Annotated in this window: 17 protein-coding genes; 2 read left to right on the forward strand and 15 right to left on the reverse strand. The window is 64.1% G+C overall.

From position 1 onward, the window contains the following. Nucleotides 1–4: 4 nt before the first annotated feature. The 4 genes from LC092_RS04975 to LC092_RS04990 all read right to left on the reverse strand — a co-directional run bounded on the left by LC092_RS04975 (nt 5) and on the right by LC092_RS04990 (nt 5,616). On the reverse strand, nt 5–1,024 hold the full coding sequence (locus LC092_RS04975) for an ABC transporter permease (RefSeq protein ID WP_224805340.1): 1,020 nt from the start codon (nt 1,022–1,024) through the stop codon (nt 5–7). A gap of 19 nt (nt 1,025–1,043) precedes the next feature. Continuing rightward, nucleotides 1,044–1,994, reverse strand: a complete 951-nt coding sequence (locus tag LC092_RS04980) for an ABC transporter permease (RefSeq protein ID WP_224805341.1) — start codon at nt 1,992–1,994, stop codon at nt 1,044–1,046. Between the two features lie 101 nt (nt 1,995–2,095). Further along, nucleotides 2,096–3,772: an ABC transporter substrate-binding protein gene (locus LC092_RS04985; RefSeq protein WP_224805342.1), complete on the reverse strand. Its 1,677-nt coding sequence runs from the start codon at nt 3,770–3,772 to the stop codon at nt 2,096–2,098. Nucleotides 3,773–4,728: 956 nt separating this feature from the next. Beyond that, the gene (locus tag LC092_RS04990) at nt 4,729–5,616 is read right to left on the reverse strand and encodes a LysR family transcriptional regulator (protein ID WP_224805343.1); all 888 of its coding nucleotides are present in this window, start codon (nt 5,614–5,616) and stop codon (nt 4,729–4,731) included. Between the two features lie 151 nt (nt 5,617–5,767). Here LC092_RS04990 and LC092_RS04995 point away from each other — a divergent pair, with 151 nt between their 5' ends. Beyond that, on the forward strand, nt 5,768–5,971 hold the full coding sequence (locus LC092_RS04995) for a hypothetical protein (protein WP_224805344.1): 204 nt from the start codon (nt 5,768–5,770) through the stop codon (nt 5,969–5,971). 107 nt (nt 5,972–6,078) lie between these two features. Here LC092_RS04995 and xylB read toward each other — a convergent pair whose 3' ends face one another. Together xylB and arfB are read right to left on the reverse strand one after the other, a co-directional pair. Next, the gene (xylB, locus tag LC092_RS05000) at nt 6,079–7,542 is read right to left on the reverse strand and encodes a xylulokinase (RefSeq protein WP_224805345.1); all 1,464 of its coding nucleotides are present in this window, start codon (nt 7,540–7,542) and stop codon (nt 6,079–6,081) included. Between the two features lie 42 nt (nt 7,543–7,584). Beyond that, the gene (arfB, locus tag LC092_RS05005; RefSeq protein WP_224805346.1) at nt 7,585–8,022 is read right to left on the reverse strand and encodes an alternative ribosome rescue aminoacyl-tRNA hydrolase ArfB; all 438 of its coding nucleotides are present in this window, start codon (nt 8,020–8,022) and stop codon (nt 7,585–7,587) included. Between the two features lie 136 nt (nt 8,023–8,158). On the opposite strand from arfB, the gene mazG reads away from it, so the two are divergent. Continuing rightward, nucleotides 8,159–8,995 carry a nucleoside triphosphate pyrophosphohydrolase gene (gene mazG, locus LC092_RS05010; RefSeq protein ID WP_224805347.1) on the forward strand — a complete coding sequence of 279 codons (837 nt, stop codon included), beginning with the start codon at nt 8,159–8,161 and terminating at the stop codon, nt 8,993–8,995. Nucleotides 8,996–9,026: 31 nt separating this feature from the next. On the opposite strand, the gene hflX is transcribed toward mazG, so the two are convergent. The 9 genes from hflX to dusB form a co-directional block, all read right to left on the reverse strand. Beyond that, complete coding sequence (gene hflX, locus LC092_RS05015; RefSeq protein WP_412103523.1) at nt 9,027–10,427, reverse strand: GTPase HflX; 1,401 nt, start codon at nt 10,425–10,427, stop codon at nt 9,027–9,029. Beyond that, the gene (hfq, locus tag LC092_RS05020) at nt 10,428–10,685 is read right to left on the reverse strand and encodes an RNA chaperone Hfq (protein ID WP_224805348.1); all 258 of its coding nucleotides are present in this window, start codon (nt 10,683–10,685) and stop codon (nt 10,428–10,430) included. Between the two features lie 297 nt (nt 10,686–10,982). Continuing rightward, nucleotides 10,983–11,846 carry a D-amino-acid transaminase gene (locus tag LC092_RS05025; RefSeq protein WP_224805349.1) on the reverse strand — a complete coding sequence of 288 codons (864 nt, stop codon included), beginning with the start codon at nt 11,844–11,846 and terminating at the stop codon, nt 10,983–10,985. Between the two features lie 84 nt (nt 11,847–11,930). Further along, a complete protein-coding gene (gene trkA, locus LC092_RS05030) occupies nt 11,931–13,307 on the reverse strand; it encodes a Trk system potassium transporter TrkA (RefSeq protein ID WP_224805350.1) in 1,377 nt (458 codons plus the stop codon). A 57-nt stretch (nt 13,308–13,364) separates the two neighbouring features. Continuing rightward, nucleotides 13,365–14,732: a sigma-54-dependent transcriptional regulator gene (locus LC092_RS05035; protein ID WP_224805351.1), complete on the reverse strand. Its 1,368-nt coding sequence runs from the start codon at nt 14,730–14,732 to the stop codon at nt 13,365–13,367. Then, complete coding sequence (locus tag LC092_RS05040; RefSeq protein ID WP_263627015.1) at nt 14,722–17,004, reverse strand: sensor histidine kinase NtrY-like; 2,283 nt, start codon at nt 17,002–17,004, stop codon at nt 14,722–14,724. Before LC092_RS05040 ends, LC092_RS05035 begins: the two co-directional genes overlap by 11 nt. A gap of 131 nt (nt 17,005–17,135) precedes the next feature. Beyond that, complete coding sequence (ntrC, locus tag LC092_RS05045; RefSeq protein ID WP_224805352.1) at nt 17,136–18,572, reverse strand: nitrogen regulation protein NR(I); 1,437 nt, start codon at nt 18,570–18,572, stop codon at nt 17,136–17,138. Nucleotides 18,573–18,607: 35 nt separating this feature from the next. Beyond that, entirely contained in the window at nt 18,608–19,723 is a 1,116-nt protein-coding gene (locus LC092_RS05050) for a two-component system sensor histidine kinase NtrB (RefSeq protein WP_224805353.1), read from the reverse strand. After that, nucleotides 19,720–20,739, reverse strand: a complete 1,020-nt coding sequence (dusB, locus tag LC092_RS05055; RefSeq protein WP_224805354.1) for a tRNA dihydrouridine synthase DusB — start codon at nt 20,737–20,739, stop codon at nt 19,720–19,722. Before dusB ends, LC092_RS05050 begins: the two co-directional genes overlap by 4 nt. Between the last annotated feature and the right edge of the window lie 92 nt (nt 20,740–20,831).

Below are 20,831 nucleotides of genomic sequence, written 5' to 3' on the forward strand. Positions count from 1 at the left end.
TTCCTCAGTCGCGCAGGCTCATTTCCCGAAGGCCGTCGGCCATCAGGTTGAAGCCCAGAATGAGGCTCGAGACCGCAAGCGCGGGCACGAGCAGCATGTAGGAGAATTTCCACAGCATCGCCGTCTTCGCGCTTTCGCGGATCATCAGCCCCCAGTCGGGATCGGGCGGCTGAAGCCCGAGCCCCAGGAACGTCAGTGTCGTGATCGCGACGGTGGTGTAGCCAAGGCGCAGGCAGGCATCGACGATAATCGGCCCGCGCACGTTGGGCAGGAGCTCGAAGATCATGATGTAGAGCGGATGCTCGCCGCGCGTCTGCGCCGCGAACACATAGTCGCGCGTCTTGATGTCGAGCGCGAGCCCGCGAACGATGCGCATGATCGCCGGCGCCGAGGCGAAGGTGACCGCGACCACGATGTTGAACCCCGACGGTCCGAGGTAGTTCAGGATCACGATGAACAGCACCATCACCGGGAAGGACAGCAACACATTGGCGAAGAAGGAGATCACCTCGTCCCACCAGCCGGAGAGATAGCCGGAGATCAGGCCGAACAGCGCCCCCACGACATAGGCGACCATCGTGGCGCTGACGCCCCAGACAATCACCCGCTGGCATCCCCAGATGACGCGCGAGAGCATATCGCGGCCCTTGAAGTCGGTGCCGAGCCAGAAGAACACGTCGCGTTTTTCGGAAAACGGTGTGACGAAGGGCGCGATCGGCTTGTTGGGGTCGAGCAACGGCAGATAGGGCGCGGAGACCGCCGCAAGCAGCCAGAAGAAGACGAGGCTGAGGCCGATCACCGCGACCCAGCTTTCGCGAAAGGCCCGAACGCCGAGCACGTAGAGCAACACTGTCGCGGGCACGGCCGGAAGCAGCACCGTGTCGGCATAGCCGTCCATCCGGCCGCCGAACATCACATAGGCGGTCAGCGGCACCCACATCAGGAGCGCCAGCGCGATCAGCGGCTTCGGGCGCGAGAGGCGGTCGAGCACGGACGGGCCGGCATCGATTTCGGTCACAGCCATAACGGTTTGTCTCCCGGCCTCATGCGAAGCGAATGCGCGGATTGAGGAATGTGTAGCCGATGTCGGAAATGATCTGCGAGACGACGGCCACGGCGACCGCGACCAACGTGCAGGCCTGCACAACCTCGACATCGGGGAAGAGCGCTGCCTCCAGCAACAGCTTGCCGAAGCCGTCGTATTCGAAGAACACCTCCACCACCACGACGCCGGAAAGCAGCCAGTTGAGCTGCAACACGATCAGCGTGAACGGCGCGATCAGCGCGTTGCGCAAGGCGTGGCGCATCACCACGCGGCGATAGGGAATGCCCTTCAGGATCGCAGTGCGAATGTATTGCGAGGTCATCACCTCCGCCATCGAGGCACGCGTCATGCGCGCCACATAACCGAAGTCGTAGATCACCAGCGTCAGCACCGGCAGGATCAGTTGCTGGAACTCGAAGCCGCGGATCATCGCGGATTTGGCCGGCAGCCAGCCGAGCCCGAGCGACAGCACGACGGTCAACAGGATCGCAGTCGCGATCTCGGGAATGCTGGTGGTGAACACCGATATGAAGGAAATCGTGCGGTCCTGGACGGACCCCTCCTTCATGCCCGCGAGCACCCCCAGAACAAGCGACAAGGGGATCATCAGCGCGAACACGAAAAACGCCAGAATGCCGGTGTTCGCGAGCCGGTCCAGCAACAGCGGCCCGACCTCGCGGTTCTTCTCGTAGGAAAACCCGAGATCGCCCTGGAGAATGCTGCCGATCCAGTTCGTATAGCGGATGTAAAACGGCGCATCGAGCCCTCGCTCGGAGAGCCAGGCTTGATAGCTGTCCTCCGACAAGGCTGACACGGCAAAGCCGCCAAGCTCCTGGACCGCAAGCCGTTTCTTGAAATCAGGCGTGTCGAAGATCGCGAACAGAAGAAGAGATGCAACGGCCATGATCAGAAACATCTGAACAAGCCGGCGCAGGATCAGTTTCAGCATCATGCCCACCCAGGTCTGGCGCCCTCACCTGCCAGGGCACGATGCCCCGGCAGGCCGTGACGGACAGCCGGCAAAAGGCCGGCCGCCCGCATGTCGGAGCGTTACGCCTTCCAGACCTTGTTGAACTGGTGGCACTGGGTCGGGTGACCGGGATAGCCATGCACCGATTTCGCGGCGATCGTATAGACCGGGCGGAAGATCGGCTGCACCATCACGGCGTCGTCCTGGAGGATCTTCTCGACCTTCTCCATGAATGCCGTGCGCTTCTCGACATCGAGGGTCGATTCCGCCGCATCCAGCGCAGCATCCCACTCGGGGTTGGCGTATTTGGTCTCGTTCCACGGCACGCCGGAGCGATAGCCGAGCGACAGGACCATGGTGCCGAGCGGACGGTGGGTCCAGGCGGTGGCGCCGAACGGCGTCTTGTCCCAGATTTCCCAGTATTTGGACGGCGGCATGACATTGACGTTGAGGGTGATGCCGGCGTCTTTCAACTGGTCGCGCATGGCCTCGGCGACCGTCTGGTGCCACGGACCATCGGTGTTGCCGACGTCGATGGTGATCTCCAGGCCGTCCGGGTAACCGGCTTCCGCCAGCAGCGCCTTGGCCCCCTCCACGTCGCGCTCCAGCTTCGGCAGCGCGTAATACTCCGGGTGGATCGGCGCGACATGGTGGTTCTCGCCGACATCGCCGCCGTCCGGATACACGAGCTCCTTCACCCGCGCGTTGTCGATGGCCTTGACGATGGCCTGGCGCACGCGTTTGTCGTCGAACGGCTTTTGCGTGACCTGGAACCGGCAGCACAGGGTCTGCGCGGTCCGCGCCGGAATGATGTCGCCGTCGAGCGCCTTGGCCAGTTCCATCTGTTCGACGCCGAACTCGTAGATCGCATCGACATCCCCGCTGGCAAAGGCCGTGAGCTGGTTGTCCTCGTCGAAATTGTAGTAGCGGATTTCATCGAGATAGACCTTGCCGCCCCAGTACTCGATGCCTTCGACGCGCTTGAGAAGGCAGCGGTCGCCGACGACGTTTTCCACCAGCGTGAAGGGACCGGTGCCGATCGGATTGTCGGAGAACGGCGGCTTGAAGCTGCGATGCACCAGGGCGGTCGGATAATTGTACATGTCTTCGGGGAAGGACAGCACCGGCTTGGCGAGGTTGAAGCGGATGGTGTGATCGTCGATCACCTCGATAGCGCCTTCGCGCAGCACCTTCTTGCCGTCCTTTTCCTCCAGCATGGCGGAGATGGACGACAGCCCCACATTGGACGACCCCAGGTCGGGATCGGTCCAGCGCGTGAAGTTGAACAGCACGTCTTCCGTCGTGAAATCGTCGCCGTTGTGCCACTTCACGCCCTTGCGCAGATAAAACGTCCAGGACTTGAGATCCTCCGACGCTTCCCAACGCTCGGCCAGCATCGGACGGGTCACATTGTCCGGCCCGGTGAAGGACAGATGCTCCAGGATATGGCGGGTCTGGTTCGACATCTCGATCCAGGAATAGGTTGCCGGGTCCTCCATTTTCTGGACCTGCATCGCGACGTTCAGCGCACCGCCCATTTTCGCGTCCGGGTCGTCGGCGGGAAACGGCAGGTTGGCCGCATCCTGCGCAACCGCCGGGTTCGGCAGGCCGGCCATGGCATAGGCCGCTCCGGCGCCGACGCCGAGAAGCGCTGCGAAGCGAACGAACTCGCGACGGTTCAGCTTCCCTGTTTCCATGTCGCGGCGGGCTTCCGCCACTTTCGGATGAAGTGTTTTCGATGTGTCCTTGTTCGACATTGGCCCTGTCTTCCCTCGATTTTCGTCTTTGTGCCGGCAGCGCACGAAGGGTGCGACCGCCGGATTGCCAGGTCGCGCATCCGCCGAACGTGCCGGGCGGGAATGCGCAAACCATGTTCAAGGCATCTATTTCAAGCGCCTGACAATATACACGCAAGTTAACAATGAAAGCGGATGAACATGCAAAGCCCAATCCGGCTCTTTCCGCAACACCTTGTGGCCAACCCCAAAAACACTCCGCGCGGCAATCAAAAAAAGGATGTCGATATTCCAAGAAAAGTGAATTTCACGAGAGTGAAATTCGATAAATACCTCAATGAAAGATTTATACTTATAAAATAAAAAAAGAAATCGACGTGAAAATGAATAAATAAATAGCTCTAGCGAAAATTACCCGAAAAAATCTTGTGAATCGCCTCGCGCGCCGGCTGGGAGACCGTTTGCGACGCCCTGTCCGGCACACGCCCAAGACAGCAAACCGCATGGTCCGAAAAGGCGACAGACCCTTGGTTTTCAATGGAACCGTCCCCACCGATGATCACTCGACCAAGCAGCCGCAGTTCCGCTCTGCCGGCGCATGCGGATTGGCGACAAGCAGTATTGGCGTCCCGCACCGACAGGGCTCCGGTGCCATCCAGACCGCAGGCGAAACTCCCGCCCGATTGTTTCTGTTTCCAAAAACGGCACAAACCGGCCAGCGCAGACTCTGCAATGGAGCTCGAATCGATGTGACGCGCAGCGGGTGCCGGAGCAAGGGTCGAGAGCAACGGCAAACCACAGCACGCGCCGGCCGCAGCCTCGGTACGGGACTTGAGAAACTTCCTTCAACGCATTGTTATAATTATATTATTATCATCTCAATCAAGCTGCGTACTACGAAACAAACAAGTCCAGACGCACCTTTGTGAATTCAATTTGTTAATAGAATTAAATATCCTATTGTTATTGCGAGACTCTCAGGAAATTTCCCGAAAACACTCGATGACATGCTGTGCAAAGGCGTCGGTCGCCTTTCCGGCCCGGCTGCCCTCCTTGAGGATCAGTTGGTAGTCGCCGATTTCCGGCAGACCGTGACGGTCGTCGAGGCGCTGTAGCGGCGGCACGATTACGCTGGCGGGGAACGGCGCAACCGCGAGATCGGCCAGCAAGGCCGCTTCCTGACCGGCATTGTGAAAGCTCTGATAGGCGATGCGATAGGGGTGCTCGGCCTTGTCGAGGGCGATCCGCGCGGCCTTGCGCCAGGGACAGCCGGACACCGACAGGGCCAGCGGCAAGGGATCGCGGCTGTAGGCAACCCCGCCCTCAAGCCCCGCCCAGGCCAGCGGCTCGGTGTAGACGATCTCGCCACCGCGGGCGAGATCGCTGTCGGTGCGCACGGTGTAGAGGATCAGGTCGAGCTGCCGCTCCTTGAGCTTGTGCAGAAGGTTCGGGCTGCCATCGAGATGCACATCGACATTCACGCCGGGATGGGAGCGGGCAAACCGCTTGAGAATGTTCGGCAGGAAGCGGGTGCCGAAATCAGACGGCGCGCCGAAGCGCACCTCGCCCTCGATCGCCGGCGAGCGGAACAGCGAAACCGCCTCGGCATTGAGCATCAGGATCCGCCGGGCATAGCCGATCAGGGCTTCGCCCTCTGCGGTCAGGCGAACGGCCCGCCCCTCGCGCGCGAACAGCGAAACACCCAGAATGGTTTCCAGTTTCTTGATCTGCATCGAAACCGCCGATGGTGTGCGGCCGATCGCCTCCGAAGCCCTTGAAAAACTGCCGGTTTCCGAGATCACCAGAAAGGTCCGGTAAAGATCGGTCTCGATCAGCGGCGTGCCTTTGCCCGGAACTTCTTCCATCTCGCGCCCTCCCGCGGTCACGTCAATCAGATTGATCTAACACATAAGATCTTTTGGTTTGATTGATAGGTCGAATACGCACATATCCAGCCTATCGCAACTTGCCGAGGGCAGGTGCGTGGCCCGAAAAGCGAGCACTCAGGAGAGCGCAATGTCCTATCTGACCAAAGTCCTCGGCAATGCCTTCGGCGTTGCCTCCCGCGTCCACCCCCTTCATGTCGCGGATTCCGATCCGCGCGCGCTGTCCGATCTCGGCTTTGCCGGCGACGAGGCCAGCCGCGCCCGCTTTGGCGCTTTCCGCGTCGGTGAGCCCGGCGCCTCGCAGGCCGCCCGTCTCGGCGTCAACGGCCGCTAGCACGCCCTCTTCAAGGGCCGAACGAAAATCTCGAACCGCCGGGCTGTGCGCCGCCCGGCGGTTTTTGTTTGCCTGCTCTTTGTTTGACTGAACCGGCACACCGCGGCTCACTCCGGCAGGGCGGCAAGGGCCGGATAGGCAGCGCGAAATCGCTCCCGCGCATGCGTGTAAGCCTCCGCGCGGCGGCTCTGCGGCAAAACTCGCGTGCCGATGTCGGGCGCGGGAAAGAGATGCGGTGCATAGCCGCCGGCGGTCGCTGCCCGGCCAAGCCGTGCCGCTCCGACGGCTGCACCGAAATCCCCGTGCACCGGTCGGGCGATCTCGCACGCCAGAACATCCGCAAGGATCGAAAGCCACAGATCGGAGCGCGCGCCACCGCCAACCGCCGTCAGGCGGTCCACCCGCGTTCCCGCATCGGCGAGCGCGTCGCGGCAATCGCACAGGGCAAAGGCGACCCCTTCGAGCACCGCAAGCGCCAGATCGCCCCGGCCGACACCGCGGTCAAGTCCGACAAAGGCGCCGCGCGCGGCGGGATCATTGTGCGGGGTGCGTTCGCCGGACAGATACGGCAGGAACAGAACCGGAGACGGACCCGGTCTTGTGTCCCGCAGCGCCCCGGCCTCGGCGACAAGCGTTGCCGCAGTGGCGCCGGTGATCGTGCCCAGCCATTCGAGACTGTCGGTTGCCGCCAGCATGACACCCATCTGGTGCCAGGTCTGCGGGCATGCATGGCAAAAGGCGTGAACGGCACCGTCGACAAAGGGCCGGAAGCCGTCGGTCGCCGCAAACAGCACGCCCGAGGTGCCAAGCGAAAGGAAGGCCTCGCCCTCACGCATGACGCCGAGGGCGCAAGCGCTGGCGGCATTGTCTCCGGCGCCGCCGGCCACAACCGGCGGAGCGGCGAAGCCCCACCGCTTGCAGAGATCCCCAAGCACCGTCCCCGACGGATCGCTGCCCTCGACCAGCGCCGGCATTCGGGACAGCGTCAACCCGCCGGCGGCAAGCAGCTCGTCCGACCAGGCACGCTTGCCGACATCGAGCCACAGCGTACCCGACGCATCCGACATGTCGGAAACGGCATCGCCGGTCAGCAGGAGACGGACATAGTCCTTGGGCAGCAGCACCCGGGCGGTTTGCGAAAAAATCTCCGGCTCGTTCCGGCGCACCCATTCCAGCTTGGGTGCGGTGAAGCCCGGCATGACGAGATTTCCGGCAATGCCGCGATAATCGGCGCGCGCATCGAGCGCCGCACATTCGCGCCCCGAGCGGGCGTCGTTCCAAAGGATCGCGGGCCGCAGGACCCTGTCCCGCGCATCAAGAAGGGTTGCCCCATGCATCTGGCCGGACAGGCCGATCCCGGTGACCCCGGTCATCTCCGCAGGTGCGGCGGCCGACAGCCGGTCGAGTGTGCGGCAAACGACGTCCCACCATGCGCGCGGGTCCTGTTCCGACCACCCCGGCCGCGGGCGCGACAGACTCAGCGCTTCGCTCTCATGGGCAACGACGGCGCCACGCTCGTCCGTGAGCACGGTCTTGACGGCGGAGGTGCCGATGTCGATCCCGATGTACATGCCGTCCCCCTCCCCGGTGATGGCCTCCCCGTGGCGGTCGCCTCAGTCGATGGGGCCGGATCTCAGCTTCTTCATGGCGCCGCGTTGCTTCTTTGCCTTCAGCCGGCGTTCCTTCGACCCCTTCGTGGGCCGTGTCGCCTTGCGCGGTTTGGGCCGTTCGAACGCCTTGCGCACCAGCTCCGCCAGCCGCTCCATCGCGTCCTCGCGATTGCGCTCCTGGCTTCGAAACCGGTCGGACTGGATGAGAATATCGCCGGAAAGCGTCAACCGGCTGCCGGCGAGTCGCGCGAGCCGGCGCTTCACGTCCTCCGGCAGGTTGGTGTTGTCGCCGAGATGGAAGCGCAACTGCACCGCGCTCGCGACCTTGTTGACGTTCTGTCCGCCCGGCCCCGATGCCCGGATGAAACTCTCTGAAAGCTCCCGGGCCGGAATGATGTATCCGCGCCCGACGTCGAGCCCGTCCTGTGGTCCTTCGCTCATTTTTCCTGTTTCGCATGAGCGCGCCCGGGGCGCCAGATCGCCGCGTGAAGATTTTCTTAGGCCCGGCAACCGCTTTGCACGCGGGTGCGCGAATGCTACGTCGGGAGCACGCCCGCAACGAGCCGAAGGTAACCCTGTGACCCCTGCCCGCGACATCACGCGCCTGATCGAGATCATGGCCGCCCTGCGCACGCCGGAAACCGGCTGTCCCTGGGACCTAGAGCAGACCTTCGCGACGATCGCGCCCTACACGATCGAGGAGGCCTATGAGGTTGTGGACGCGATCCACCGGGGCGACCCGGTCGATCTGCGCGAGGAGCTGGGCGACCTCCTGCTCCAGGTCGTCTATCACACGCAAATGGCAAGCGAGGACGGCCAGTTCGACTTCGGCGACGTGGTGGAGGAGATCACGGCCAAGATGATCCGCCGCCATCCGCATGTCTTCGGCGACGAGACCGCCCGCACCGCCGGAATGGCAAAGGGCGCCTGGGAGCGGATCAAGGATCAGGAAAAGGCCGCGCGCGCGCTGGCGCGGGAGCGGCTTGGGCTTGCCGCGCGGAAATCCGGCTATCTCGACAGCGTCCCGCCCGTGTTTCCGGCCCTGACGGAAGCGGAGAAACTGCAGAAGCGCGCCGCGCGCGTCGGCTTCGACTGGGGTGCGGCCGGCCCGGTGCTGGACAAGATCCGTGAGGAAATCGACGAGCTCGCCGAAGAGATCGCATCAGCGGAAAGCGACAGTCGGACGGACCGGATCGAGGATGAGCTGGGCGACCTGATCTTCGCCGTCGCCAATCTCGCGCGTCATCTCGAAATCGATCCCGAGGAGGCGCTGAAGCGCACCAACCGCAAGTTCCGCAGCCGGTTCGCCGCCATCGAGCGCGAAGCCGAACGTCAGCGGCGCACGCTGGACGATCTGACCCTCGAGGAGATGGAAGCTGCCTGGCAGGCTGCCAAGCATCCCAAGGCTGACTGACCCCAGCTGACGCTTCCGCGCCTGCCGCCGATCAGCTCACGGCCGGTTCGGCGACCGGATCGAGCCGCCCCCGAAACCGCTGCATCACCTCGCCCTTGCGCCGTTCCGCAACACGAATGCGGAAGTGGCACCGCATCTCCTCATCCTCGCGCGATAACACGTCGGTGTTGCGATGCAGCCAGGCGATCGCCTCGCCGTCGTCGGCGGGAAGAGACACATCGAAGACCACGCTGCCGGCGGAAAGCTCCAGTTCGATCCGCGCCAGCAGGTCGTCCATGCCCGCGCCCGTGACCGCGGAAACCGCGACCGCGTCCTTGGCGGCGCCATTCGCGGCAAGCAGGCCATCGCGCCGCTCGGGCGGCAGCAGGTCGATCTTGTTCCAGACCTCGACGATGGTGACATCCCGGTCATCGCCCAGCCCGAGCAGTTCCAGCGTCGTGGTGACATCCGCGGCCTGAGCCTGCGTATCCTCATGCGCGATGTCGCGCACATGCAGCACCAGATCGGCCTCGGTGACCTCTTCGAGCGTCGCGCGGAAGGCCGCGATCAGATGCGTCGGCAGGTCGGAAATGAAGCCCACCGTATCGGACAGGATGATTTCCCGGCCGTGCGGCAGCGCAACCCGGCGCAGCGTCGGGTCGAGGGTCGCAAACAAGAGGTCCTTGGCGAAGACGTCTGAGCGGGTCAGCCGGTTGAACAGCGTCGACTTGCCGGCGTTGGTATAGCCGACGAGCGCGACTACGGGCTGCGGCACCTTCTTGCGCTTGCGGCGATGCAGGTCGCGGGTCCGGCTCACCTGGGCAAGTTCGCGCTCCAGACGGGTAATGCGCTCCTGAATCAGTCGCCGGTCCGCCTCGATCTGGGTCTCGCCCGGTCCGCCGATGAAGCCGAGGCCGCCACGCTGGCGCTCAAGGTGCGTCCAGGAGCGCACCAGGCGGCTCTTCTGCCACTTCAGGTGCGCGAGTTCGACCTGCAGCGTGCCTTCGGCCGTGCTCGCCCGCGCGCCGAAGATCTCCAGGATCAGGCCGGTGCGGTCGAGCACCTTGCACTTGAGCGCCTTTTCCAGGTTTCTCTGCTGGATGGGGGTCAGCGGATGGTCGACGATCAGCAGTTCGACCTCTTCGGCCTGCACGATCGCCGCCAGTTCCTCGACCTTGCCGCTGCCGAAAAGCATGCCCGGCTTGGGCGTCGCGATGTTCACGATGCCTGATGACACGATCTCGAGTTCGATCGCCGCGGCCAGACCGATGGCTTCCTCGAGCCGCGCCTCCGGCGAGCGGCGTTTCGTCTCGCTGCCGGCGTCGCCGCGGTGGGTCAGCACCGGGACGATCACCGCCGCACGGGCGCCGGACGCTCCGCGCGGACCGTCGAAGGCATGGTCCGAAGGGGATTCCGCCCGGTTGTCAGTCTTTGGCCGTACCTGGGTTTTCAATCAGCTCGCCGCCTTTTCGTCCGCCTCATCGCCCGGGTCGAAAAGTTGCACCGGTGCGTTGGGCATCACTGTCGAGATCGCGTGCTTGTAGACAAGCTGGGAATGTCCGTCCCGGCGCAACAAGACGCAAAAATTGTCAAACCAAGTCACAACACCCTGCAACTTGACGCCATTGATCAGAAAAATCGTCAGCGGAGTTTTCTGTTTCCGGACATGGTTAAGAAAAGTGTCTTGAAGATTCTGTGCGCGGTCAGCCATGTTTTATTATTTCCTGCATTCGCCTGGTCGTTCTATTGCGCTTCGAAGGAGATCCCGCGAGACGGTCGCCTGCCCCGACGCCTTTTTCTGTCTCGCCTGCGATCGAACCCTGGAACCATCAATAAGGATTCCTGCGCTTGGCCGAAAGTCTATCCTATCCGAAACCGATTTTCTGCCCGTTTTTGAGTGCACTGCAGCCCAAAAACAAACCAGTCGATCCCGGTCGGCCCCACCCCGGACGCAGCGCCGGAGGCCTTTTGAAAAGCGCCGGTGGTCATCTCCGGCACTCCATTCGTATCAGACCGGCTCGAGTTCGCTCACCTCGTGGAACTGCTGACGAAGCTCGCGGGACAGTTCGCCGGGATGGCCGTTGCCGATGGCGGCGTCGTCAATGCGTACCACAGGCATCACGAGCGTCGAAGCCGCGGTGATGAAGGCTTCCTTCGCCTGCTTTGCCTCGTCCACGGTAAAGGGCCTTTCGTCAAAGGACAAACCGTTTCGCGCAATCATATCAAGAACAACCTGCCGGGTGATGCCCTTCAGGATGCCGTGTTCCGCCGGTCGCGTCACGAGCGTGTTGTCCTTGGTCACGATCCATGCGTTGGTCGATCCGCCTTCGGTGACATAGCCGTTGGCATCGACGAACCACGCCTCCTTGGCGCCGGCTTCCTTTGCCTTTTGCTTGGCGAGGACGTTCGGCAACAGGCCGACGGTCTTGATATCGACACGGTCCCAGCGGTTTTCCGGCACGGTGATCACGCCAACGCCGGCTTCCGCGGCCTTGTCGCCCGTTTCCGGCGCCACATTGCGGGCCGTGACGACAAGGGCCGGCGGCGTGTCGGGCGACGGGAAATAGTGGTCGCGGCGGGCCACGCCCCGCGTCACCTGCAAATAGACGAAGCCGCTGCGCACCCGGTTGCGGCGCAGCACCTCGCGCATGACCTGCGAGAGAGCGGCGCGCGTCATCGGCATGCGGATAGACAGCTCCCGCAAGGACCGCTCGAGCCGGTCGCAATGACGTCGTTCGTCGACGATCTTGCCGTGCCAGACCTCGCAGACCTCATAGACGCCGTCCGCGAACTGATACCCGCGGTCCTCAATATGCACCGCTGCTTCGGCATGGCGAACATAGCGTCCGTTGACATAGGCAATTCGTGACATCGTTCATCCGGTCCTTTTATCCGGGTCCTCACGGCCGGCCCGCAGTGCTGCAAGCGCGCGGCCATCCTTCTATATCGATCCGTATCAGAAAAATTCCAGACTGACCCGGAACATCTGCTCCACCTGGCGCACCCTTTCGGCGATCGCGAAAAGCACCACCCGGTCGTGCGCGCGGATGATCGTGCTGCCGTCCGGCGTGATCACCGTGCCATCGCGGAAGATGGCGCCGACGCGGATACCGTCGGGGAGATCCGTGTCGCGCAGCGGCTTGCCGACGAGCGGCGAGGTTTCCAGCGCCTCGGCCTCGATCACCTCCGCCGCGCCGTTTTGCAGCGCATGCACGCCGCGAATCCGGCCGCGGCGCACATGCTGCAGGATCTTCGAAATCGTCACCTGGCGCGGATTGACGAAGGCATCGATCCCCAGCGCGTGGGCGAAGGTCGGATAACTCGGATTGTTGAGCAGCGACAGGTTGCGCTTGCAGCCGAGCTTCTTCGCCATGACGCAGGAGAGAATGTTGACCTCGTCCTCATTGGTCAGCGCGATCAGCGTGTCGGCATCCTGAATGTCGGCTTCCAGCAGCAGGTTCTGGTCGAGCGCGCTGCCGTGCAGGATGACCGTGCGTTTCAGGGTATCGGCGATGCTGAGCGCCCGCTCCCTGGAATGCTCGATGATCTTGACCTTGGCCGTCGACTGGCGCTGTTCCAGCGTGTGCGCGACGTAATTGCCGATATTGCCGCCGCCGGCGATCACCACGCGCGTCGCCTCCGGCTCCTCGTGCCCGAAGATCGCCAGAGTCCGGCGAACGCGGTCGCGACGGGCGATCACATAGACGAGATCGTCGACCAGAAGCGTATCGGAGCTTTTGGGAACGAACAGGTGATTACCCCGGAAAACGCCGGTGACGACGGAGCCGAGATCGGGAAACAGCTCGGTGAGCTGGCGCAGCGGCGTGTTCACCACCGGACAGTCCTCCCGGCAGACGACGCCGACGACAACGACCTGGTCGTCGGCGAAACGCACCGTCTCGACCGCACCCGGGAGCGCCAGACGACGCAGAACCATCTCTCCGACCTCGATTTCCGGCGAGATGATCACGTCGATCGGCATGTTGTCGCGTGAGAACAGGTCGCTCCACTGCGGCTTCAGATAGCTTTGCGCGCGCACGCGGGCGACCTTGGTCGGCACGCGGAACAGCGAATGCGCCACCTGGCAGGCCACCATGTTGACCTCGTCATAGAGGGTGACGGCAATCAGCATGTCGGCCTGTTCGGCACCCGCCTGCGCCAGCACGTCGGGATGCGCGCCATGGCCGACGAAGCCGCGCACGTCGAGCGTGTCGCGGATCGCATTGATCAGACGCGGCGACGAATCGATGACGGAAACGTCGTTCTGTTCGGCCGCGAGCTTCTCGGCGATGCCGTAGCCGACCTGGCCGGCGCCGCAAATCACCACTCTCATGGATCGGGTTCCTTCATCGCATACCGGGACGGACGGGACCGTGTGGTCGGGTCGTGCCTACGACAGTCCTAGCGACTTGAGCTTGCGATGCAAAGCGGAGCGTTCCATCCCCACGAATTCCGCCGTGCGTGACACATTGCCGCCGAAGCGCTTTATCTGCGCCTGCAGATAGTCGCGTTCGAACAACTCCCGCGCGTCGCGCAAGGGCAGCGCCATCAAATGCTCGCCGCCGCCATTGGTCGGCAGGTTGGGGGCATCCGCGCCTATCTCGCCCGGCAGAAGGTCCGCGGTGATCACCGCGTCCGGATCGGCGCGCGTCAGGATCATCAGCCGCTCGACGTTGTTGCGTAGCTGGCGCACGTTGCCCGGCCAGTCATGCGCCTGCAACACGGCCATCGCATCCTCGCCGATGCGGCGGATCGGAAGGCCGGAACTCAGCGAGATTTGTTCCATGAAGAACTGCACGAGTTCGGGGATGTCCTCGCGGCGGTCGGCAAGGGCCGGAACATGCAGCGGCACGACGCCGAGCCGGTGGAAGAGATCCTCGCGCAGCCGGCCCTCGGCGATCTCCTGCTCCAGATTGCGCGCGCTCGACGACAGGATGCGGATGTCGACGCTCACCTTGCCGGCTCCCCCGACGCGGGTGAAGGTCTGGTCGACGAGCACGCGCAGGATCTTACCCTGCGTGCCATGGGGCATGTCCGCCACCTCGTCGATGTAGAGCGTGCCGCCATGCGCCTCTTCCATGGCGCCGATCTTGCGGATCCGGCCGTCCTCGCCCTCGATGCCGAAGAGTTCCTCTTCCATCCGCTCAGGGGTGATCGTCGCGGCATTGATCACCACGAACGGGCTTTTCTCGCGCTGGGAGGCGGCGTGGATGGTGCGCGCCGTAAGCTCCTTGCCCGACCCCGACGGTCCGGTGATCAGGACGCGGCTGTTGGTCGGGGCAACGCGGTCGATGGTCGAGCGCAGCTGGCTCATCGCGCTGCTCTTGCCAAGCAGGTCGAGCGCATCGGAACTGCGCTGCTTGAGCTGGCGGATTTCCCGGCGCAGCGACGAGGCCTCGAGTGCCCGTTCCGCGATCAGCACCAGCCGGTCGGCCTTGAACGGCTTCTCGACATAATCATAGGCGCCGCGCTTGATCGCGGACACGGCCGTTTCGATGTTGCCATGGCCGGAGATGATGACAACGGGAAGGTCCGGGTCCTGTTCCTTGATGACGTCGAGCAGGTCGAGCCCGTCGAGCTTGCTTCCTTGCAGCCAGATATCGAGCACCACCAGCGACGGCCGCCGCTCCTGGATCGCGGCAAGCGCGGTGTCGCTGTCGGAGGCGGTGCGGGTATTGTAGCCCTCGTCATCGAGAATACCGGCGATCAGATCGCGAATATCGGCTTCATCGTCGACTACCAGAATATCATACGCCATCTGTCGCAACCGTTTCCGAGGTGGGAGGGAGCTGATCCGCGTCGACCGGGAGGGTCGGGACGGGTTCAACCGCGAGCGTCAGCCGCACCGTGGCGCCGCGCCCGCCGGACGACTCCGCTGTGTCTCGGGGCGCATCGAGCAGCTCGATGCCGCCACCGTGTTCTTCCAGGATCTTCTTGACGATCGCCAGGCCGAGGCCGGTGCCCTTTTCACGCGTCGTCATATAGGGCTCGAGCAGCCGCTGCCGGTTTTCGACCGGAAGGCCGATGCCGTTGTCGGTGACATCGATCACCACCTTGCCGTCACCTTGCGCAAGATGAATGTCGATCCGCCCGTCCGCGACCTGCTCCGCGGGAAGCGCGAGAACGGATTCCGTTGCGTTCTTAATCACATTCGTCAGCGCCTGGCCGACCAGTCGCTGGTCGAAGCGCATTCTCACCGCGCTCTCCGGCAGATCCGTGCGGATCGAAATATCGGGATTGGCCACCCCTTGCAGGAAGGCCGCCTCGCGCACGGTGGTGCGCAGGTCGGAGACCTCCATCGTCGGCTTGGGCATGCGCGCGAAGGAGGAGAACTCGTCGACCATGCGGCCGATGTCGCCGACCTGGCGGATGATCGTGTCGACGCACTGGTCGAAGATCCCGCGGTCCTCGACGATCACCTTGCCGTAGCGGCGGCGAATGCGTTCCGCCGACAGCTGGATCGGCGTGAGCGGGTTCTTGATCTCATGGGCGATGCGACGCGCCACATCCGCCCAGGCCGAGGTGCGCTGCGCCGTCACCAGATCGGTGATGTCGTCCAGCGTGACAACGAACCCGTGTTCGCTTCGGGTGGACTGCTCGCTGGTCACCCGCACGTTGACGGTGCGCTCCCTGCCGTGGCGATGCAGGGACACCTGCGTCTCGCTCATGCGGTCGTCCGCGCGTGCCAGCACATCCTCGATGATCCCGGCCAGCTCCGGCACCGCCTGCGCGAGTGGCTCGTCAAGCAGTGCGCTTTCGCTGACACCGACGAGCGACAGCGCCGAGCGGTTCACCAGGGTGATGCGCCCGCTGTCGTCGACACCGATGACGCCGGCGGTCACGCCCGACAGCACGGCCTCCGTGAACCGGCGGCGGCGGTCGATCTGGTCGTTTGCGGCCAGCAGCGCGTCGCGCTGCCCGCGCAACTGCGCGGTCATGTTGTTGAAGGTCGCGCCCAGATTGGCGAGATCGCCAGCCGACTTGTCGGTTTCCACCTGGACGTAGAGATTGCCCTTGGAGACCTGGTCCGCCGCGCCGATCAGCCGCCGGATCGGCGCCACCAGCATGTTGGCGAAACCGAAGCCGATCCAGATCGACGACAGGAGCAGAACAAGCGTGACCCCGGTATAGACCAGCGCAAAGGCGACCTGGACGCCGAAGCGGCTTTGCTCCATGCGCGTGTACTGGTTCGCCCCCTCCTCAGCCAGCCGCATGTAGTCGACCACGCGCTTGTCCATCGCGCGGGTGACATAGAGATACATGTCGTCATAGGCGGAAAGCTTCATCACGCCGCCGACCAGATTGGAGACGCCCGGCGCGATGATCACCGGCTCTCCGCCGCTCGCCTGCTCGAAAGCCTGGTTCGGCGGCAGAAGCACGTCCATCTCCGGATTGACGATAATCCGCGTGATCACCGTTCCGTCGGATTTCATCAGGAACGCGCCGAGCAGCGCCCGCAGCGACGTCTGGGTCTGGAAGAAGGAATCGAAGCGCGTCGGCTCGAACTCGTAAACCGCCTTGGCCCGGTCGATGTCATTGGCCATGGCGATCAGGTCGCCGCGCAGGACCCGGGCATGTTCCTGAAGATAAGCCTGCGCCACCGTCAGCGCATTGTCGATGATCAGCCGGGTACGATCCTCGAACCAGCGGTCGAGACCGCGATCCAGCGTGATCGTCGCGAGAATGGCAACAAGGATCGCCGGCACCGCGGCGACGAAGCTAAACAGCGTGACGATCCGGCCGTGCAGCCGGGCTGCCGCGCGGCCCCGCCGCCGCGCCTGCCAGAGCGAGAGCAGTTCCAGCCCGATCAGCAACAGGAGGGCTGCGACCAGAACGCCGTTGATCACCATCGCCACCTGAGCGACGGGCCCATCGGGGGGAATGGGGGTCACCCCCATCAACAGGAAGAAGGTGAAGGTGATCGAGATCAGCGACACGACCACAAGCACGAAACCGAGCCGACGCACGCGTAGCCCCGTGCGGCCATGATCTGCCTGATAGGCTGTGGCGCTCGTTTGTTCGGCGGTCAAGGTCGGGCAACCATCGTCTGGAATCGGTCCATGCGGGACCGGCGCAAAGATGCGGCACCCTTACCACACATTGTTGCCAAATTACGACAGGCAGAATGCTTTGTGAATGTCGCGCGGCAGGTTTCGACCGCCTATCTGTTCGCGCGGATCACCTGCACGTCGAGGTCGCGGATCTTCTTGCGCAGCGTGTTGCGGTTGACCCCGAGGAGTTCCGCCGCCTTGATCTGGTTGCCGCGCGTGGCGGCAAGGGCAGCGCCGATCAGCGGGTATTCCACCTCCCGCAGGATGCGGTGATAGAGACCCGGGGGCGGCAAGGCGTCGCCGAAGGCCTGGAAATAGGTGTTGAGATAACGCTCGACCGATCCTGACAGATCGACGGTGCCGTTTTCCTCCTCCTCGGGCATGGAGGCCGGCTGGCTGAGCTCCTGATCGATCAGCGAGGCCGAAATCACATCCTGCGGATAGAGTGCCGACAGCCGGCGCACGAGATTTTCCAGCTCGCGCACGTTTCCGGGCCAGCGGTAGTGGCGCATCCGGTCGATCGCCGCGTTTTCGATCTGCTTTGCCGGCAGCCCCTCGCGCTCCGCGAGCGCGAAGAAATGGCGCACAAGATCGGGAATGTCCTCGATACGTTCGCGCAGCGGCGGAAGCCGGATCGGCACGACATTGAGCCGGTAATAGAGGTCTTCGCGAAACAGCCCCTGATTGATCAGCTGGCGCAGGTCCTTGTTGGTCGCGGCGACAATGCGCACATCGGTGCGGATCGGCACCCGTCCGCCGACGGTGGTATACTCGCCCTGCTGGAGCACGCGCAGCAGACGGGTCTGCGCCTCCATCGGCATGTCGCCGATCTCGTCGAGAAACAGCGTGCCGCCGTCGGCCTGCTCGAAGCGGCCGGCCGAGCGCTGCTGCGCGCCGGTGAAGGCGCCCTTCTCGTGCCCGAAGAGCTCCGCCTCGATCAGGTCGCGCGGAATGGCCGCCATGTTGATCGCGACGAAGGGGCCGTTGCGGCGCTTGCCGTAGTCGTGCAGCGCGCGCGCCACCAGTTCCTTGCCGGTTCCCGACTCGCCATTGATCATCACCGACAGGTCGGTCTGCATCAGCCGCGCCAGCACGCGGTAGATCTCCTGCATCGCCGGCGAACGGCCGATCAGCGGAATGCTCTCGCCGCCGTCCTCCGGCGCATCGACCTGGGCGCGCTTGGGTTCCGACAGCGCGCGGCTGACGATATTGGTCAGTTCCTTCAGGTCGAAGGGTTTGGGCAGATATTCGTAGGCGCCCTTCTCCGACGCGCGGATCGCGGTCATGAACGTGTTCTGCGCGCTCATCACGATCACCGGCAGGTCCGGACGCATCTTCTTGATGCGCGGCAGCACGTCGAAGGCGTTTTCGTCCGGCATCATCACGTCTGTGACCACAAGATCGCCGTCGCCGGAACTGATCCAGCGCCACAGCGTCGTTGCATTTGAGGTCAGGCGAACGGTGTATCCCGCCCGCGACAGCGCCTGATTGAGCACCGTGCGGATCGCGGCATCGTCGTCGGCGACTAGAATGGTACCGGTCGGCATGTGTTGAGGTTCCCCGGTGTCGGATCTCTTGGGTGTCAGGTCTCGTCTTGTGTCGCATAGGCCGGCATCAGGATGCGGAACACGGTCCGCCCCGGCTGGCTGTCGCATTCGATCACGCCGCCATGGTCGCCGATGATCTTGGCAACGAGCGCAAGACCAAGACCGGAACCGTTCGCCTTGGTGGTCACGAAGGGGTCGAACAGATGCGGCAACAGGTCCTCCGGCACGCCCGGTCCACTGTCGCGCACGCAGAATTCGAGCGGCAGGCTGACCCGTTCGCGCGATCCAGGCACCGACAGGCGAATGCCCGGGCGATAAGCCGTCGTCAGCGTGATCTCGCCGCCTTGCCCGCCGGAGACCGCCTCGGAAGCGTTCTTCAGGAGGTTGAGGAAAACCTGCACCAGCTGGTCGCGGTTGGCATAGACCAGCGGCAGCGAGGGATCGTAGTCGACATTGATCGGTACGTTGCGGGCAAAGCCGGAGGAGGCCAGCCGCTGCACATGGTCGAGCACGACGTGGATGTTCACCGGCTCGCGCTCGATCGGGCGCTCGTCGGAAAACACTTCCATCCGGTCGACCAGCTTCACGATGCGGTCGGCCTCGTCCATGATCAGCCGGGTCAACGCCCTGTCCTCGTCGGAGGCTGCGCCTTCCAGCAGTTGCGCGGCACCGCGAATGCCCGACAGCGGGTTCTTGATCTCATGCGCCAGCATGGTGGCAAGACCGGACACCGTGCGTGCCGCACCGCGCGAGGTCAGCTGGCGGTCGATCTTTTCCGCCATCCCGCGTTCCTGCAGCATCAGGACGACGGAGCCGGGCGAATCCGCCACGGGCGCCGCGATGATGTCGACGATCTTTTCCGAGCCGATCCGCGGCGAGCCGATGTCGACCTTGTATTCGTTGACCGGCGCGCCACGGTCGCGCACCTGCGAGATCAGCAGCAGCAAGGGACTGCCGAAGGGCACGAAATGCGACATCGGATGGCGGCGCAGCACCGGCGCGCTGGCGCGGAAGAAGCTCTCCGCCGCCATGTTCGCCTCGACCACCCGCCCCTGCGGATCGATCAGCAGCAGCGGATGCGGCAGCGCATCGAGAATGGGGGACGAGGAGGTCTGGGCGACCTGCTCGGAGTGCATCGACGCATCGCTCATGCCGCGGCCTCCTGCCCGCCCTGAAGGATCCCGTCGCGCAGGGTCGACAGCACGAAAGCCGCGTCATGCGACGTCAGCACCGCCTTGCGAAGCGAAGCCGGCATCGCCGGCGTCACGCCGTCGAGGTACCAGGCGACATGCTTGCGCGCCAGTTTCAGACCCTTGTCGCGGCCGTAGTGCTCGAGCATCGCCTCGATGTGCTCGCACACGAGAGCGGCAAGCGCGGCTCCCTCCGGCGTCTCGACCGCAGGCCCGCCGGAAAGCTCCGCACCGATCTGCCCCGCAAGCCAGGGACGACCGTAGGAGGCGCGGCCGATCATCACCGCATCCGCGCCGGAGCGGCGCATCATCTCGCGGGCATCCTCGGCCGTGCCGCAGTCGCCATTGGCAACCAGCGGCACGGAAATGCGCTCGCGCACGGCACGGATCGCATCCCAGTCGGCGGTGCCCTTGTAGAACTGGCAGCGGGTGCGCCCGTGCACCGTGATCATGCTCACCCCCGCCGCTTCGGCGCGCGCGGCAAGCTCCGGCGCATTGAGACTGTCATGGTCCCAGCCAAGGCGCATCTTCAACGTCACGGGAACCTTCACCGCCGCCACCGTCGCCTCGATCAGGCGCAGCGCATGGTCGAGATCGCGCATCAGCGCCGAGCCGGAATAGCCCGACGTCACCTTCTTGGCCGGACAGCCCATGTTGATGTCGATGATATCGGCGCCAGCGTCCTCGGCAAGCCGCGCGCCCGTTTCCATCCAATGGGCTTCCCGTCCCGCAAGCTGCACCACATGATGCGCGCCCGGCACGCCTTCGCTGCGCATCCGGGTTTCCGGATCGCCGCTGGCGAGCTGCTCGCAGGCGACCATCTCCGAGACGACGAGACCGGCGCCGAAGCGATGGGCAAGCCTGCGGAACGGCATGTCGGTCACCCCGGACATGGGCGCGAGGAAAGCGCGGTTCGCAACGGCGATGCCGCCGATCCTGATCTCCCCTGCCTCGGATGCCACGTCGTTTATGCTCATATGATGTGCACTTTCCATTTTGCCTATAGAATAGACATCCGCCCTGCTCTCGCAAGCGACAATTTCAGCCCCCGCACATAAGCCTTGAGATA

It is taken from the genome of Stappia stellulata (genome assembly GCF_020176715.1).
In the GTDB taxonomy this organism is placed as follows: domain Bacteria; phylum Pseudomonadota; class Alphaproteobacteria; order Rhizobiales; family Stappiaceae; genus Stappia.